Source organism: Candidatus Manganitrophaceae bacterium, from assembly GCA_012960925.1.
Lineage (GTDB): Bacteria > Nitrospirota > Nitrospiria > SBBL01 > JAADHI01 > DUAG01.
Genome location: DUAG01000078.1, coordinates 20,979 through 37,128, shown reverse-complemented (window position 1 = coordinate 37,128; position 16,150 = coordinate 20,979). Strand labels below are relative to the sequence as shown.

The 16,150-nt window shown below is 50.6% G+C and carries 17 protein-coding genes; 9 read left to right on the top strand and 8 right to left on the bottom strand.

All coding sequences use genetic code 11. From position 1 onward, the window contains the following. Positions 1-84 precede the first annotated feature (84 nt). The 3 genes from EYQ01_10855 to EYQ01_10845 form a co-directional block, all read right to left on the bottom strand. A complete protein-coding gene (locus EYQ01_10855) occupies positions 85-1,143 on the bottom strand; it encodes a dihydroorotate dehydrogenase (GenBank protein ID HIE66284.1) in 1,059 nt (352 codons plus the stop codon). Positions 1,144-1,406: 263 nt separating this feature from the next. After that, the gene (locus EYQ01_10850) at positions 1,407-1,649 is read right to left on the bottom strand and encodes a sulfurtransferase TusA family protein (GenBank protein HIE66283.1); all 243 of its coding nucleotides are present in this window, start codon (positions 1,647-1,649) and stop codon (positions 1,407-1,409) included. Positions 1,650-1,674: 25 nt separating this feature from the next. Then, positions 1,675-3,825 carry a nitrite/sulfite reductase gene (locus EYQ01_10845; GenBank protein ID HIE66282.1) on the bottom strand — a complete coding sequence of 717 codons (2,151 nt, stop codon included), beginning with the start codon at positions 3,823-3,825 and terminating at the stop codon, positions 1,675-1,677. A gap of 152 nt (positions 3,826-3,977) precedes the next feature. Here EYQ01_10845 and EYQ01_10840 point away from each other — a divergent pair, with 152 nt between their 5' ends. After that, entirely contained in the window at positions 3,978-5,162 is a 1,185-nt protein-coding gene (locus EYQ01_10840) for a hypothetical protein (protein HIE66281.1), read from the top strand. Beyond that, positions 5,159-6,025 (top strand): hypothetical protein, encoded by an 867-nt coding sequence (locus EYQ01_10835; GenBank protein ID HIE66280.1) that lies wholly within the window; start codon positions 5,159-5,161, stop codon positions 6,023-6,025. The genes EYQ01_10840 and EYQ01_10835 overlap by 4 nt, the downstream gene beginning before the upstream one ends. Here EYQ01_10835 and EYQ01_10830 read toward each other — a convergent pair. Next, a complete protein-coding gene (locus EYQ01_10830; GenBank protein HIE66279.1) occupies positions 6,003-6,341 on the bottom strand; it encodes a hypothetical protein in 339 nt (112 codons plus the stop codon). The two genes, EYQ01_10835 and EYQ01_10830, sit on opposite strands and share 23 nt — an antisense overlap. Positions 6,342-6,487: 146 nt before the next feature. Here EYQ01_10830 and EYQ01_10825 point away from each other — a divergent pair, with 146 nt between their 5' ends. After that, the gene (locus tag EYQ01_10825) at positions 6,488-7,243 is read left to right on the top strand and encodes a hypothetical protein (protein ID HIE66278.1); all 756 of its coding nucleotides are present in this window, start codon (positions 6,488-6,490) and stop codon (positions 7,241-7,243) included. A gap of 44 nt (positions 7,244-7,287) precedes the next feature. Here EYQ01_10825 and EYQ01_10820 read toward each other — a convergent pair whose 3' ends face one another. Next, positions 7,288-7,521, bottom strand: coding sequence for a hypothetical protein (locus tag EYQ01_10820; GenBank protein ID HIE66277.1), 234 nt, complete (start codon positions 7,519-7,521; stop codon positions 7,288-7,290). 27 nt (positions 7,522-7,548) lie between these two features. Next, on the bottom strand, positions 7,549-7,881 hold the full coding sequence (locus EYQ01_10815; GenBank protein ID HIE66276.1) for a hypothetical protein: 333 nt from the start codon (positions 7,879-7,881) through the stop codon (positions 7,549-7,551). A 448-nt stretch (positions 7,882-8,329) separates the two neighbouring features. Between EYQ01_10815 and EYQ01_10810 the strand changes: the two genes are divergently transcribed. Further along, entirely contained in the window at positions 8,330-9,127 is a 798-nt protein-coding gene (locus tag EYQ01_10810; GenBank protein ID HIE66275.1) for a tetratricopeptide repeat protein, read from the top strand. A gap of 1 nt (position 9,128) precedes the next feature. Then, positions 9,129-9,806, top strand: a complete 678-nt coding sequence (locus EYQ01_10805; protein HIE66274.1) for a hypothetical protein — start codon at positions 9,129-9,131, stop codon at positions 9,804-9,806. A gap of 76 nt (positions 9,807-9,882) precedes the next feature. On the opposite strand, the gene EYQ01_10800 is transcribed toward EYQ01_10805, so the two are convergent. After that, positions 9,883-10,443: a hypothetical protein gene (locus EYQ01_10800; GenBank protein HIE66273.1), complete on the bottom strand. Its 561-nt coding sequence runs from the start codon at positions 10,441-10,443 to the stop codon at positions 9,883-9,885. A 910-nt stretch (positions 10,444-11,353) separates the two neighbouring features. Here EYQ01_10800 and EYQ01_10795 point away from each other — a divergent pair. From EYQ01_10795 to EYQ01_10780, 4 genes are all read left to right on the top strand, one after another. Next, on the top strand, positions 11,354-12,556 hold the full coding sequence (locus EYQ01_10795) for an efflux RND transporter periplasmic adaptor subunit (protein ID HIE66272.1): 1,203 nt from the start codon (positions 11,354-11,356) through the stop codon (positions 12,554-12,556). 3 nt (positions 12,557-12,559) lie between these two features. Further along, complete coding sequence (locus tag EYQ01_10790) at positions 12,560-13,759, top strand: FtsX-like permease family protein (GenBank protein ID HIE66271.1); 1,200 nt, start codon at positions 12,560-12,562, stop codon at positions 13,757-13,759. Between the two features lie 29 nt (positions 13,760-13,788). Further along, positions 13,789-14,496 carry an ABC transporter ATP-binding protein gene (locus EYQ01_10785; GenBank protein HIE66270.1) on the top strand — a complete coding sequence of 236 codons (708 nt, stop codon included), beginning with the start codon at positions 13,789-13,791 and terminating at the stop codon, positions 14,494-14,496. 522 nt (positions 14,497-15,018) lie between these two features. Then, positions 15,019-15,480: a ferritin-like domain-containing protein gene (locus tag EYQ01_10780; protein HIE66269.1), complete on the top strand. Its 462-nt coding sequence runs from the start codon at positions 15,019-15,021 to the stop codon at positions 15,478-15,480. A 69-nt stretch (positions 15,481-15,549) separates the two neighbouring features. On the opposite strand, the gene EYQ01_10775 is transcribed toward EYQ01_10780, so the two are convergent. After that, positions 15,550-16,008, bottom strand: a complete 459-nt coding sequence (locus tag EYQ01_10775; GenBank protein ID HIE66268.1) for a pseudoazurin — start codon at positions 16,006-16,008, stop codon at positions 15,550-15,552. Positions 16,009-16,150: the final 142 nt, after the last annotated feature.

Sequence of the window (16,150 nt, the reverse complement as noted above, 5' to 3'; positions counted from 1 at the left end):
GAACCCGGAGCGTATGGTTTATACGTGAGGATTCGAGCACCACAGTAACGCAGCCATGAAGGAAAAAAGAGGTAAGATGGATCGTTACACCTGAGACCAGAACCTGGAAGCAAGGAGCGGGTCCCACATTGCACCGGTCGCCGACATGACGGCATCAACACCCAGGGACAGGTAGCTTCGGATATGTTCCGGCGTCATCACGCCTCCGACGCCGACCACTTCAAAATCGTATTGCACCTTCCGCTTCAGATCAACAATCCGCGCCGCCTGCTCCATGGCACATTGACGAATCGCCGCGCCGCAGACCCCGGCACGAAGACGGCCTTTCCCCGGTAGGGCTTGAGTACCATTCGGACCGACCACCTCAAAAGAAAGGGTATTCACACCCGCAATGGCCTCGATATGGGGAGCGTTTGCCCCGACCACCTCGGCCAACCGCTTCGGGTCGGGAATATAGCCGATCTTGATCATCAGAGGGACATCGCCGATCGCGCGTTTTACCGCCCTGGAAATCGCGGAAGAGGACTCCGGATCGGTGTAGAGACTTCCTTCTCCGGTGACGACGTTCGGGCAGGAAAGATTGATCTCAATAATCGGGGCTCCTGCCTCAACCGCAAGGGTCGCCCCTTGGACATAATCGGCCTCCAGACCTTTCTCGCCCGGCGTCCCGACCACACTGACAATCAAGACCTGTCCCGCACTCAAACCCTCTTTTGCCTTTTGAATATCGGCCTGCCAGACCTCTGGCGCGCGTGACGGCATCCCGAAGGAATTGGTGATGCTGATTCGGCTTAAATCAGAAGGCGCTTCCATGGTCGCGACAAGCTGTTTCTCAAAATCGACCTCCCGGATCTGGTCCTCTATGCCCAGAAACATGCAGTTGGGCTTGGGATGACTGGGGGTCGCACAGGTCCGTACGGTTTTGTAAACAAGAAGATCGAAACCCATGGCCGCGTAGGCGAGGATCCAGCGCGCGTTTAAAAGGGGACCGGCCGGTATCCCAAGACGGGAATTAACTTCAAAACCGAGGAAGCGCTCCTTTCGCCTAATCTGACGCACCGGGGCCTTTTCTTTGATAAAAGGCCCCTCCCGGTAGTTTGCCTCATAGGAGCGATCGACATCATATGCGGGCATCGGTTTCATTGGGTAAAAAGCATCCTCTCACAAAAATGATGCACTCGTAAAAAGTCGCCACTCCGGTGAAAACCGGAGTCCAAAAGGCTTGAAACCACCTGCGAAAGACTGGATTCCGGCCTTCGCCAGAATGACGGGAATAGGCTTTTTGAAGAACCCCGCCCCAGAGGGCGAGGATTACGCTCACGATTCGTGTTCAGACTTTTTACGAGACCATCAAAAAACAAGCCCAGACGAAGTAAAGTCTGGGCTTGAAAGATCCTGATCGTCAATCAAACTTTTTCGATGACCAGACGGAAATGCCCGTCCGGGATCTCGGCCAGCTCCAGAACCTTGTGTCCTTCGGCCTGAACGCTCCGGGGAACATTGCGTTCCGGTTTCCCTTCATCGATCACGACTTCAAGAACCTGGCCCGCCTCCATCTCTTCCAATTGGAGTTTTGTCTTTACAAAATTCATCGGGCAAAGCACACCCGAAAGATCAAGGCGAACATCAACCTCTTTTCCCGCTTCCATAGGCCCTCCATCTTCTGTTTCAGAGTTACACTTCAGACGGTTCCCTCTTGCGCAACTTCATGCTGGCGTCCATTCGGTCGTAAGCTGCCTGGCACTCTGCGATCAAGGCTGCAGCCCGTTCGACATGGGTCGAAACCGATGTTGGTGCCATATCAAAATCAGTCCAGACCCCAAGATCCACGGTGAAGTACTCAAAGTCTTCGGAGAGAATGCCCTGTTCCACCAGCTTGTGCTGGAACTCCTTCAGGGTTTCATCCTCGTGAGGCGATTCAATGCCATAGGTATACAGGAGCGCACGGGATTCAAAGAGGATGGCCTCCTTCATCAGCTTGACCGCTTCGGGATACTCACTGTTTTTCACAGCCAGGGCGGCCTTCTTAACGGTCTCTCTCCCCATTCTCAAGGCGTATTCAATCATATCGATGACGGTCCCGGAACATTCACCAGGACCGAGATCATCAAGTGTAAAGGCCTTTTCTTCCTTCCAGTCCAGATAGGCATCCGGGGCGGCCTCCGGGGTCGGGAGGCTTGTAAACCGTTCGAGTTGTTCGCAAAACTGTTTCCGGCCAAAGCGCTCGACAAAGTCGTTGAAGTTCTCTTCTTCCTGGTGTTTCTCACGATAAATCCGAACCATTTCCAATACCATCGACGGTATATTCTTCGCAGGGATTTTCAAATTTGAACTTCCGATGACGGAGGCCTCTGCATCGACTTTTCCGCCAAGGTGAAGCTGGTAATGCGGGGCAAGTGTTCCATTGACCTTTTTTGCGACGCCGTGAAACCCGATCCCGGCGATATGATGATGACCGCAGGAATTGGGGCAGCCGGAGATACGAATCCGAAGGCCCTCAAGGTCTTCATACTCCGGCAGATCTTTTGAGAAAGATTCCACAAGGGCGCCGCCCAGTCCCATCGAGGAGGTCAGGGCCAATTGACAGGTCTCGGCCCCCGGACAGGCGATGACGTCCACCACCCGTTCCGCACCGGCCTCCGCCAGGTCGATCTCACAAAGCGCACGATAGAGATCGGGAAGGTCTTTCCGATGGATACTGTGGAGGAGCATGTTCTGTTGGTGCGTTGTCCGAAGACCATCAGGGGAATAGCGGTCAACCACATCGGCCAACCCGCGAAACTGAGCAACAGTAATGTCACCCAGAGTCAGCTTGATCTGGACGGCACAACGCTTTTCCGGGCGCGGCACCACATTCGTCCGCATCCATCGTGCATATTCAGGGTCGGCAGCCTGAGCACCGTTTCCGTTTTGGACCATGGACAGGGGCTGGCTGGGCGTCTTTTGTACCGGTCTCGGCAGGGCAGGATACTCCCTCCCCTCTTTCTTTAATGCGGCCAGTTCCTCTGAGACTTTTTCTTTAAAAAGGTCCAGCCCCCACTTTTCCAGAATAAATTTCATCCGGGCCTTGCTTTTTCTCCGTCGGTCGCCATGCTTATCAAAAATTCTCAAGATGGCCTCGCAGGTCACAAGCACCTCATCAATGGGAAGGAATTCCGTATAAAGCATTGCCAGCTTGGGGTGCGACCCCAAGCCTCCCCCGACCAGAACCTTAAAACCGTAAACCGTTTCTCCTGCAATCTCCCGGCTCTCGGCGATAAAACCAATATCGTGAATGGCCGCCAGACCGCATTCGCTCTGGCAACCGGAGAAAGAGATCTTGAATTTTCGAGGCATGTCCTGGGTAATCGGGTTCCGCAGAAGATGATAGGCCACCTTCTCACCGTAGGGGGTGACGTCAAACAGCTCGGTGGGGCAGGTCCCGGCATGCTGACAGGCGGTGACATTTCGGACGGTGTTGCCGCAGGCCTCACGGGTCGTGAGTCCCGCCTCGGCCAGTTGGGTCATGATGGTGGTGGCATGGTCGAGATCGACATAATGAAACTGAATGTCCTGGCGGGTGGTGACATGGCCGATGCCTTTTGTATATTTCTCAGAGATATCGGCCAGGCAACGAAGCTTTCGGGCATTCAGAAGTCCGGACGGAATCTTGACGCGAACCATCTGCAACCCTGCCTGCCGTTGGCCGTAGATGCCGTATTGAAGCCGGAACCGCTTGAATTTCTCCTCCGGGATCTCCTTATTTTTGAAGCGGGCCATCTGGATACCGAAGTTCTCAATTTCCTTGGTGATTTCCTCGGTCACCGCAATTTTTGTTTGTTTCATCAGGCCTTTCCTCAACAATGTTCTTCAACTGAGTAAGAGGATACACCATCCAAAGAGATGGAATCAAGCGCTTCCCTAAGAACGGCCACCCCGTGTTTGACCCCGGGATGTCAGCTTGTTATGCTGGTATCTGATTGGGGGATGGTATCGCCATGAAATTTTGGGCCGGGATTTCAACTGAGGCCGAATCACGTAACGCCGTGGAAAAGCTCGCTTCAGATGCGATGCAGGCCATGGGATCGCCCCCAGACTTGTGTGTTTTTTTTATCTCCTCTCACCATCGCAAAGCAGCCTCTGAGATTGCCACCCACCTCAATCACGCCTTGAACGCCAGGGTCCTCTTGGGCTGTACCGGCGGGGGAATCATCGGGTCCTCTCTTGAGGTCGAACAAGGCCCGGCCATATCACTCTGGACCGCAAACCTGCCCGATGTCACACTCCTCCCTTTTCACCTCTCGTTTGATGAAAATGTCCACGGCGCCCAGGTAAAGGGGTGGCCCGATTCACTCCTCCCGATTGAAAACTCCCCATTTTTCATACTGTTGGCTGAACCATTCTCGACGCCGGCAAACACCCTTCTCAGCTTCCTCCAGGAGAAATTTCCCTTCGCGCCGGTATTGGGCGGGATAGCCGGCGGTTCCCGGAATCCCGGAGAGAATCTCCTCTTTTTTAATAATCAGCTTGTACAAAAAGGCTGTGTCGGTGTCATGGTCCATGGCGCCATCCAACTCGAAACCGTCGTTTCCCAGGGCTGCCGCCCTGTCGGAGATCGTTTTCTGGTGACGGCTGCTGAGCGAAACGTGATCCATGAACTAGGGGGTCGGCCTGCCCTCGAGTCGGTCAAAGAAACCTATGCAAAACTTAGTGAACAGGAAAAACGCCTCGCACAAGAAGGCCTTCATGTTGGCATTGCGGTTGACGAGCAGAAGAGCCACTTTGGCAGGGGTGACTTCCTCATCCGCAGCCTGATCGGAATTGATCAGGACAGCGGCAGCCTCACCTGTGGAGACCTCATCAAAGAGGGGCAAACGGTTCAATTGCAGGTCCGGGATGGAGAGAGCGCCCGGGAAGACCTTCGCCTGCTCTTAGAGACTCGAAAAAGGGAACTGGGTGAGGCCAGGGCCGAAGCGGCGCTTCTCTTTTCCTGCAACGGCCGGGGTCAACGGTTTTTCGGTAGCGAACATCACGATATCGGTGCCATCCGGGAATGCCTGGGGGACATCCCCGTGGCGGGCTTTTTCGCACAGGGAGAGATCGGACCCATCGGCCGGAAAAACTTTCTTCACGGATTTACTGCCAGTATTGCCCTCTTCTGCAAGACGACACCACAGACATGAATCCCACGATACGCCGCCGACGGGTACTCATCCTCGGATATGGGGCCCTTGGCGTTGCTTTCTTCCGCCTCTACAACACGCGCTATGAGATCCGGGGCATCAAGCGCTCGCCCCTGCTGGACGATCCCTGTCCGCTTGTCCTTGCGCCGATCCGGAGTGAAGCGCTCCTGCCTCTGGTGGAATGGGCAGATGACATTATTTTTTGCCCATCCTCCGGGAGGGGAAACCTCGCGTGTTATCGGGAGACTTATCTCGGAAACATGGTCTTCCTCATCAAACAGGTCAGGCGGAGAAAACCTCCCCTTCCCCACCTGATTCTCATTGGCTCCACGGGCGTCTACCCCCGATCTCAAGACAAGACCTGGCACGAGAACGACAACATTTCCATCGAATCTGACCGTCAAGAGATTCTACTCCGCACCGAACAGGCCGTCGTCACAAGTGATGTTCCCTATACGATTTTACGTTCGGGCGGACTGTATAGCCTTGCACGGGGATATTTTTATCGATATATTCGGGAAGGGAAGATCTGCACATCGGAGATGTCGGATCAATGGGTCTTGTCCGTCCATCAGGATGACCTCTGTGGTGTCATCCACCGGGTGATCGGACAAGAAAGAGAAGGGCCGGTCGGTGAGATTTATAATGTGGTGGACAACAGCCTTCTCCGAAGGCGGGAACTGGCCCAGTGGATCTCCCAGGAAAAGGGGGTTCCGATTCTATCGGATGGCCCCGCGCCCCCCGCACCGGAACGGCGCGTCTCTAATCAGAAAGTGAAGGATGTCCTGGGGTACACCTTCCAGTATGCATCAATCATCCAGTTTTTAAAGGATCATTTTATTAAAAACAACCAGGTCCCTTGACTTCTTTTTCAACCGTTTCAGGTGAGAGCAGACTCACCGCAAACGTACTGGGGTCCGCCTTGTGTCGATCGATAAAACCCTGAAGCTCCTTCAAAAGATCTTCGCGGGAGGAGAGTCCATATCCATGTATGGCCATGGGGCCGATGAGCTTCAGATAATACTGATTCCGTGCATCATGTTGGGTAGAGCAGGCACTCGGTTCCTGCGCCATTGCCAACCACTCCCCACAGGCCTGGGCAAATTCGGCAACCAGCGGTTCATCTGAGAGCGTCCTCGGAATTTTAGGAAATCGAGCCATCAATTCTGCGACTGTCATGTGCATCCTCCTTTTCAAGGCTCAGGTTAGCAGAGTCCGTATTCCTTGCGCAACCCGCTGTGATGCAGGACAGAAAGGGGAAAAAGGGCTTGACTTGGAAGTACCGCGTCTTGTTTTATAATTCATTGACAATCTTGGAGGTCAACATGAATAAAAATGAAATTGCTGCACGTCAATTGGAGGAGGCTTTGGACCTTCCTTTGACGCCGGTTGCGCTGTCCTTTTGTGAAGACCTTCCTGAAAATATCCCGGAATTTGAAGGAACCGTCCCGGCCGGATGCTCCTTCTGGCAGGAAGCAGCAACGGGAATTTTTGTGACTTCAACCAAAGATCACGAGCTATGTGCCATTGGCGTACATACCCATAACCTGTCTCAACCCTCTGCATCATATAAGGGGGAGCTTCGGGAAGTACTACAGGCGATGAGCGGATTGGATTACGTCCGTGAAGAGGAAGTCGCCCAAATTCCGGTTTTGGATCGTAAAGTGAAGCATCTTGTCTACGGGCCTCTTGCAGAGCTTCCGATGGATCCCGATATCGTCTTGCTTTTTGCTCATGCGCAACAGGGGCTGATCATCAGCGAAGCCGTTCAACGGGTCGATAAAAACAGTGCGCCTGCAATGGGACATCCTGCATGTGCCGTCATTCCCCAAGTCATGAATAATGGTAAGGCAGCCGTGAGCCTGGGGTGCTGCGGGGCCAGAACATATTTGGATGCACTCTCAGATGAAGTGGCGTTATGGGCGCTTCCTGGAGAGAATATTGAGCAGTACTGTGAACAGATTGTTGTCTTGGCCAAAGCGAATAAAACGCTCACCCTCTTTCACCAGAGGAGAAAAAAAGATGTTGCCTCAGGTGGGAGACCAAGCGTTCAAGAATCACTGGCACGTGTCTTTCAATGAAGTCTCTTTAAAACCTGAGATGACTGCCCCGGTGATGATCCGGATCATTTGTCTTCACGCCCTTCAACACGGCGTAGCAAGGTCCAGCGTCTAGCCGCAATCAAGAACCAAAGCATTTCAATGACGGCGAAGGGCCAGGATTGAATGAGAAAGGCATATAAAGCCGCGGCTAAACACGAAATAGAAAAGGCCAGCACAAAATAATGAGACTTCTGCTCAAGAGCGTAGCAGATCACCATGGATGAAACGGCAATGGCCCCGAATATTTCTATCCCCATGGATTCTTCCAGATTACAAGCACGCTTTCACTTTTCGATTCCAGAAATGTCCTGAGCAACGGACTTTTGTTCAACTTTCTTCAGAAAACGGCTCAGCTCTGCTTTCAACTCGGGGATCTGTGCGTAATTATTTTGGATGGCGCCCATGATATTTCCCAAACGGGATAAACGCTGTAAATCCTTATCTGAGGCAATGAGTTGATCAAGCGTTTCGTAGGCACCCTTATAGTGACGTTCCAAAAAGGGTCTTGCTTTGAGCAGGAATTTGATCAGCACCGCGGGCTTTAAATCTGCAGCGGAAACAAAAACAAAGGTCCCATCGATAAAGATAACCACCTCGGCCTTTTCTTTTTCCAGCACGACAACCTGTTCTATTTTTTTCCAACAGCATCAGTCCATCCCTCTAAGCATCCCGGGAATGATTTTGCAAAAGAGACTTTTCGTGCATTCATTTCCCACTTTTTTTGAACAGTGGGGGCTTTTCTCTCAGGAGACATGTCGAATCACGACCTTCAATTGTTTTAAAAATTTGAGAAAAACATTGAAGAACAACTTTAACGGACTCATTATCCGACTATTCTGGTTCATTTTGTCAACAGATAGCTGCAACGATTCAGCACACCAGTCCCTTCCTCCATGCCGGCGTTGCGGTGGTGCTTGAATCCTCACATATAAACCATACACTCCGGGTTCTGTGCCCCTCGGGCCGTGCCCTGAAGGAATGGGTCTCGCGAAGCCAAATACAGGCATCCTAGGATCGTTGCATTAAGTTTTGATTTAAAACACCCGATCCGTTATTTTAAAGAGCATGACACAACCCGACCCCAATAAGATTGACGCCCCGATGGATACAGATCGAAGCGGCCTTTTTCTCAACGGAAAGCGTTTTTTGCATCGTCGGGACTATCCAGCGGCCTTGCGTTGCTTTGAGGCCGATCTGGAAGCCCTGGGACCCAACAAAACTCTGAACTACCGGATCGATCTCTTAATCAACATCGGAAATATTTACGCACAACTTGACGTGCCGGACCGTTCGCAGGAGTACTACCGGGAGGTCTTGTCTCTGCAACAGGAAAAGAGCGATCCACATGCCGTCGGACTGACCCTTGTAAACCTTGGAAATCTTGCACGGGAAAACGGGGACAAAACACGCGCGGAAGCCTACTACCTCGAGGCCGAAGATCTCTTGGAGAAAGAAAAAGATACGCACTCTCTGGCCGTACTCTATAGTAATTTCGGTCTACTCGCTCAAGACAAAGGGGAACTCGATGAAGGCATTGACTATCTAAAAAAATCAGTGGAGCTTCACAAAAAAACCGGCTTTGAAGAGGGGCTTGCCACAACCTGGGGACAACTTGGTCGTCTTTTCACAAAGGACGGCAATGATCGTGATGCCGAAATCTGTTTGAACTACGCAGCAACCCATTTCGGAAGCCTGGGCGATCCCTATGGTGAAATCGAGGCGCTACGCGGTCTGGCACATCTCTATAAACGCCGCGGCGATCCGGAACTTGTTCTCCGTTGCCAGAACAGGATGACGGAGATTTGCAGAAGATTCGGCCTTCCCTCTCCCGGCGGAGATCAGGCGGGGCTTAGGAGTAATTAAAATGAACAATAAAGTAGGGATAAAAGGTCCAGATCCTATCAACACACCGGTTCATTTTACTATTGAAGAGCACGCACTTATCCAGGATACCCATTTTTTTGAAACCAAGGCCACCGTTTCCCAAAAGGTCAAAACTCTCCTCCTCCAACTGCATTTTGAATTAAAGGAGGAGCTTCGTGAAATTTCTTTTCTCGCTCCCCGGGAATTTGATCCTGAAAATTATCAGTTCGTCAAAGGAGAGCACCTTCAGGGCTTTCCCTATCTCTACCTGGACTTCCCAAAGTTTTTTAAAGGTCAGGAGAAACTGACTTTTCGCACCCTGTTCTGGTGGGGGCATTTTTTTGTCTTCTCCTTAATACTAGAAGGAGAATATCTCCATCAATATAAAAGAAATCTGCTGGACCATTACATCGCTCTTGCCAATCAAGGACTGTTCATCCTGATGACCGATACCCTCTGGGAATGGCGTTTAGACTCAAACACCCTCCTTGAAATTCGGAAGGACAATAAAAAAGAAGTCAGCGCGGCGTTAGAAAACAGACCGTTCTTAAAGATCCATCGTTATCTTGTATTTGACCATCCCGCGCTTAAAGAGGGGACGGTGATCGAAGAAGCGCTGCAGACCTTTCGCCTGATGTCACTTCTTGTGAAAGCACCTGTCGGGAAAACAGGATCGTAGCGAGGGGGTGAATGTCTCTTGAAAAGATCGAAGAACCCCGCCCCAGAGGGGCGAGGATTACGCTCTCTATGCGTGCTCAAAAGTGTCGATGGATGCCAAAAGAGGTGAACCAGTAGGGGTAGAAGTAAGGATAGGGGTAAGGGGGTCCCGCATAACGCTCATCGGGAAAAGGTCGCTTCCTCCAGAGGTGAATATGGGAGGAGACCAAGTAGGGATAGGCGTAAACCATCTCTCCGAGTGGAAGCCGTCGTTCCTCCGTGATTTCGCCGATGACGGTAACCTCTCGTCCTTCTTTGTAAATGGCCGGATCGAGGAAGGCGTTAATGCGTTCGATCAAAAAACGGCCCTCACTCTCATCCGTCCGCAGGGGACGGTCTCTGTGATCGAGCGGCTTTTGAAGAATCTCCAGGATGGTCCCCCTTTCGGTAACTGTCGTCCTGACAATGGTCCCTCCCCAAAGAACTCTTTTCCCGATCGATAATCCAGGGTCGCGGATCACCTCCCGAAACGTCACCCCGGGTGTGATCTGTACCTTGAGATCCTCCGAGATCGCACGTGTTCCATACGCGCACCCGGACAGTGTCACAACTGCCACAAGGGCAAGAAAACCGCATTGCCGATATTTTTTCGGAACCATTTCGATTCCTCCTTTTCCCTATCATTAAAGGTACATCCTCTGCGATTTATCTGTCAAGGAAGAACCCAACACGTGTCTAGGTGCCCCCTCTTTTGAGGGATTGATCTCTTTTAACTGAACTGATAAGACGAAGATTGCTTTTTTGAGAGAAAAGCAAAAACAACGAACGACAGAACCAATGCATTCAAGAACTTCTTCATTACAGTTTCCATTACAGAAAGGTTTAATAGTGGTTTGAGAGGTTTTTTGCTTCGTACCCCATTCCCCACCTCGAGTCAATGAATCCGTCAAGGCCCCTCTCGCAGGGAAGGTGATTGTAAAAATTCATACAAAGCACATTCCCTGCCATCTTTTTAACTCATTGATTTAATACAATAATAGAACCTTTTTAAACTTTTCAAAAGCAGATCGTTCCCCATCACCCTGTTGGGCCGGATAATACTAAGCCTAACGAAAGTCGTAATAAAAATAGATTTTTACAAACAGTTACAAAATTTGACTGAATTTAGGCTGCTATTATTTCCATAAAACTAGAAAGTCCTAACTTTTCGTCAATTTTCCTGATTGATTCGGAGATCCCCATTCTTGCAAGATCGGTCTTGGCCCTTAACGGAGATACCCTTGATGCTCACAATGACCAGCTTTGGAATATCAGTCTTATTAATGAGAACCAGAGGAAACTAAGATTAGAACTATATTGGAATCGATAAGCGTTGATCAAAAGATATCCCAGAGGTCACACTGGGGATCTGTCAACAGGTTTCGATCCCCCTGAAATAAACCCGACATCGAGAGCCCCTCAGATCCAATCACCATCCTTGGCCCCACGCTTGACCCTTACGGCTACAATCCATTATGCTGTGGTATAGTTTCGCGGATACAGAACCATCAACCCATTACGGTAGTAAAAATGTCTTTCTTTAAAAAAATACTTCTTGTGGTTCCCTTTTTTACGATTGCGATTGTTGGGATCAATCACTATGGGGCAGACAAAATTGGAATCAATTTCCTGGGGATAAGCCCAAAAGGAAGCAGTTCCGAAGGGGATGCCCAAAGGTATAAAGAGGTCCGGGTTGAACTGGGTACTTTTGAAGAAGTGGTGACGGCCGATGGAACCGTGATACCGATCAACCGGATTGAGTTAAAATCGAAGGCCGGCGGCCGGATCATAAAGCTGCCCGTGGAAGCCGGCGATTTTGTCCGCAAGGGAGACCTCATCGCGAAGCTAGATCAGCGGGATGAAAAGTCAGCGGTTGCGCAGGCCCGGGCAGACCTCGATATCGCCAGGGCGGAACTGAAGCAGGCAAAACGCATGTTCACCCGTCGAAACACGCTCTACAAGAGGAAGATCATTTCAGAGGAAGAACGGGACGAGACCGGGCTGAAGCTGGCGGTGGTCAAGGGAAAGGTCATTCAGGCCTTGACCAAATTTGACACCGCCAAGGAAACGCTGGCCGAATCGATTGTTCGTGCCCCCATTTCGGGGATTATCCTGCAAAAATATGTGGAAGAGGGCCAAATTATTGCCTCCGGCGTCAGCGGCGCGGATGGCGGAAACCCGATTGTCGATATCGCCGCCATGGTTTCTGTGTACATTGAAGCAGGGATTAACGAAATTGACATCGGGAAGATGGAAATAGGGCAGTCCGCCACCATCGTCGCGGAAGCTTATCCCCAGCTCAAGTTTCTGGGTGAGGTCGTCCGTATCGCGCCGGAAGCAGACCCTGACGAGAAGAGTGTGACCCGGTTTAATATCGTCGTCAAGGTGGAAAATGCGGATCGTAAATTAAAATCCGGAATGAATGCCGAAATGGAACTGACTCTTTTCAAAAAGGACAATATTCTTCTGGCCCCTGTGACTGCGTTCAAAAAAATCCAGGGCGCGGATGCCGCGCCGGATGAACGCGTGGTTCACTTAAAACAGGGCAATGTCTTTATATCTCGCACCATATCGGTCGGTCTCTCTGATTTTAAGGAGGCCGAGATTCTTTCCGGACTTTCGGAAGGAGATATCCTCGGCATCCCGATGACATCCAGATTAAACGCCGCAAACAAGCGGCTTGAAGAAAGAATCAAGAGAAGCCGGGGTTTCGGCGTGAGGAAGAAGAAATAAGAGATGATTCTGTTTGAAAATATCCTTCTGGCATTGCAGACCCTTAAGGCAAACCCCCTGCGATCTATCCTGATCCTCACAGGCATGGCGGTTGGTATTGCCGCAGTGCTCCACGTGGTTGCACTCGGAGAAGTAACCCAGAGGAGAATCAATAAACGTTTGGCGGGATTGGGCTCAAATGTCCTGCAGATCCGTCCCAACTATTCCAGAAGGCGAGGGGTTCGCACGGACACAAGTGTCGTCAGTTTGAAGTGGGAAGAAGCAAAAGAGCTGGCCGATCATTCGGAAGTCATCACCGCCACCGTACCCCTTTATTCTGGCTCCAAAGGGGTGCAGTTCAGAGACAAAAATTGGAATACACGGATTACCGGCACAACACCCGAATATGAATCCGTTAATAATGAGCATCTTATCGAAGGTCGCTTTTTTAATCAGGACGAACTCAATCGACGATCGCGTGTGAGTGTCTTGGGGGCCACCGTTCACGAAAAATTATTTGGGGACCGGTCTCCTGTCGGCGAAACTATCCTGATCACGGGGAAGCGCTATCGGGTTGTCGGCACGTTGAAAGCCAAGGGGGAAAGCTGGAGAAGCCCCGACGATCAGATCTTTATCCCACTGACGACGGCGCAGCAGCGCCTGTTTGGCACAAAACATGTCGCGAGCATTCTCGCTCAGATTCGTTCAGCCGACGATTACGATGAAGCCCTTTTTGAGATCGAAACAACCCTTCGACGAAATCACCGGATCCATCCGGAGCACGAGAATGATTTCAGGGTCAGACGGCAGGATTTCTTCCTTGCAACGATTAAAGACGCGAACAAAGAACTCGGTCAGTTTATTATGGTAATTGCCCTCGTCTCACTTGTTGTCGGCGGGATTGGGATTGCCAATGTCATGCTGATCTCTGTGACCGAGCGTATTCGCGAGATCGGGACACGACGTGCAATTGGCGCCAAGAAGATTCACATCCTCACTCAATTCATGACCGAATCCATCATCCTGGGCCTCCTCGGAGGGCTATTGGGAATTGTGGGTGGAATCGCCTTCAACCAATACAGAATTGGAGAGGGGATGATCCTGCCGATGGAATGGATTGCTTACAGTTTTATAATCTGTGCGGGGATCGGTACGGTGGCGGGAATCTATCCGGCACTTCGGGCCGCCAACAAGAATGTCATTGACGCGCTTCGATATGAATAGATGAAAGGCCGGGGACAGGTAGGGTAGACATGCTGATTGAAATGCAAGATGTCGTTAAGTCTTATCGGATGGGATCGGAGGAAATTCCGGTCTTGCATGATATTAACCTGTCCATAAAGACCAATGAATATCTCGCGGTGATGGGCCCATCCGGCTCTGGAAAATCAACATTGATGAATATTCTAGGATGTCTGGATACCCCTTCTTCGGGGAAATACCATTTCGGAGATAAGGATGTAAAAAGCCTGAGTGACAACCAATTATCGGAAATTAGAAACAAGCATATCGGCTTTGTGTTTCAGTCCTTTAATCTCCTTCCCCGTGTGACTGCCCTCCAAAATGTCGAGTTGCCCCTGATATACCTCGGCATTCCCTCCTCACTTCGGGGAAAGATGGCGAGACAGGTCCTGGAAAAGGTTGGCCTGGGTGACCGAATGACACATCGACCCAATGAGTTATCGGGTGGGCAAAAACAACGTGTTGCAATCGCAAGGGCCCTGGTCACAAAGCCCTCCCTCATTCTTGCGGATGAACCGACAGGGAACCTCGACAGCAAAACAGGCACTGAAATCATGGGATTGTTCAACACACTCTACGAACAGGGCAACACCATCATTCTGGTCACGCACGAAGAATACATCGCGGCCTATGCGACGCGAATTATTCGGCTTTGTGATGGTCTTATCGACAATACTGTCCTACCGAAGAAGAGCCTTCGGACACCGTTTATTTACTAGGGAAGCTCTGATCAAGTCATGAATTGTTTTTTCAGGGCCCTTATGTCACGCTTCTGCGTTTCAAATCTTGACACGCATAGCAAGCGTACGGAGTTAGCGAGCGAATAAAAATAAAGACCTTTTTCGTTTCGTGTCGTAGAATCCTCGCCTTCCGGGCGTGGTTCTTCCAAATAGCTGGCTATTCCCTGCGATTTTCGCCTTGAATCGAGACATTTTAGCTCCCGAAAAATTCAACACAGACTTAATCAGAGCTTTCCTAAAAACGGGCCTGCCAATAATATTTCCTCGGATTACGATCACTTTTCATCGTCAAAAAAAGGTTCTCCGAAGAGAGTGATTTCTATTCTCACCTGGATCTCGTCCCGGTCTCGATATCAATTGTCAAAATCAATATCGCCCAATGAAATCAACAGGATAGAAAAACATTGTCCTTGATTGCCTCATCCTGAGCTTGTATACTGACCTTTATAGGTGGACTCTTGCATTAGAATTTTGTCACTCAAAAATGAGGAGGAATTTCCCATGGATTCGCAAGCGATGATCAGTCTTCTCAACAGCGCGATCAGCCTGGAATATGGCGGCGCCATTCAATATTCTCAAAACAGTGTACTCCTTCAGGGAACCTACCGGGAAGTCCACTCCGGTTTCTTTGGAGACATGAGCAACGACAGTTTTAGTCATGCCCGGAAACTGGGAATATATGTTGTCGGATTGGGGGGGATTCCAACCGTCGAACCCGCCCCGATCAAGCAGACGACGGACCTGACGGAGATGCTGGAATTTGGACTCGAAATAGAGACAGCCGCCCTTGCAACTTACACCCAGGGGGTCGAGATGGCTGAAGACAATGTACCTTTTCGTGTGATGCTGGAAGATATGACCCTTGAGGAATATAACCACCAGTTGGGACTCAAGAAAATCTTAGGCAAACTCTCCCTTCAGGTTTCCGATGCGATTAAAGAGGTCCGCCTGAAACAGGCTTAAGCTTGCGGAAAATAAAATAGGGTGAGCATCGCTCACCCTATTTTATGACGTTCAGGAAGGGAAAAAACCCTACTTTACCTTTGCCAGCAAACCCTCAATGCGGTCCGCATTCATGGCCAGCCCTTCAACGTATTCCTCGACAGCTTCTGTTGCTGCATCAAGGTTCGCCTTCGAACTACCCACCTGAATGATCCCGGACATGCCCAGAATGGCATGTGTTTCACATTTGAAGAAGAAGACCCCGTCCTTCGTGATCTTCACCGTGACACCCTCACTGGGCTCTACATGCCATGTTGCCTGGCCTTCAGGGACAGAAACAGAGACAGGCTGATGGAGGACGTCGGTGACAACAAATTCGATCGTGTCTCCCACCTTGGCTTCGATAAAGGCCGGCTCAAAAACCATCTGAGACGTGCCATCGGTACCCGTGTTCAGCATCGCCACCTTGATCGTCGCCGCCTGGGCAACCACTGATGTGAAAATCAAAAAAATGGACAGAAGAAGTACTCTTTCTATAACTTTACGCACTATTGTTCCTCCCTTTAAAAGATATTTAAATTTGAAGAAACCTGCCACAGAGCGGCAAGAACTCTCCAACTCGAGGACGATCCTCTTTATTTTTATCCGCTCGCCAAACCCTGCCCAAGAAGAGGGAGGTTTGCGCTCACCA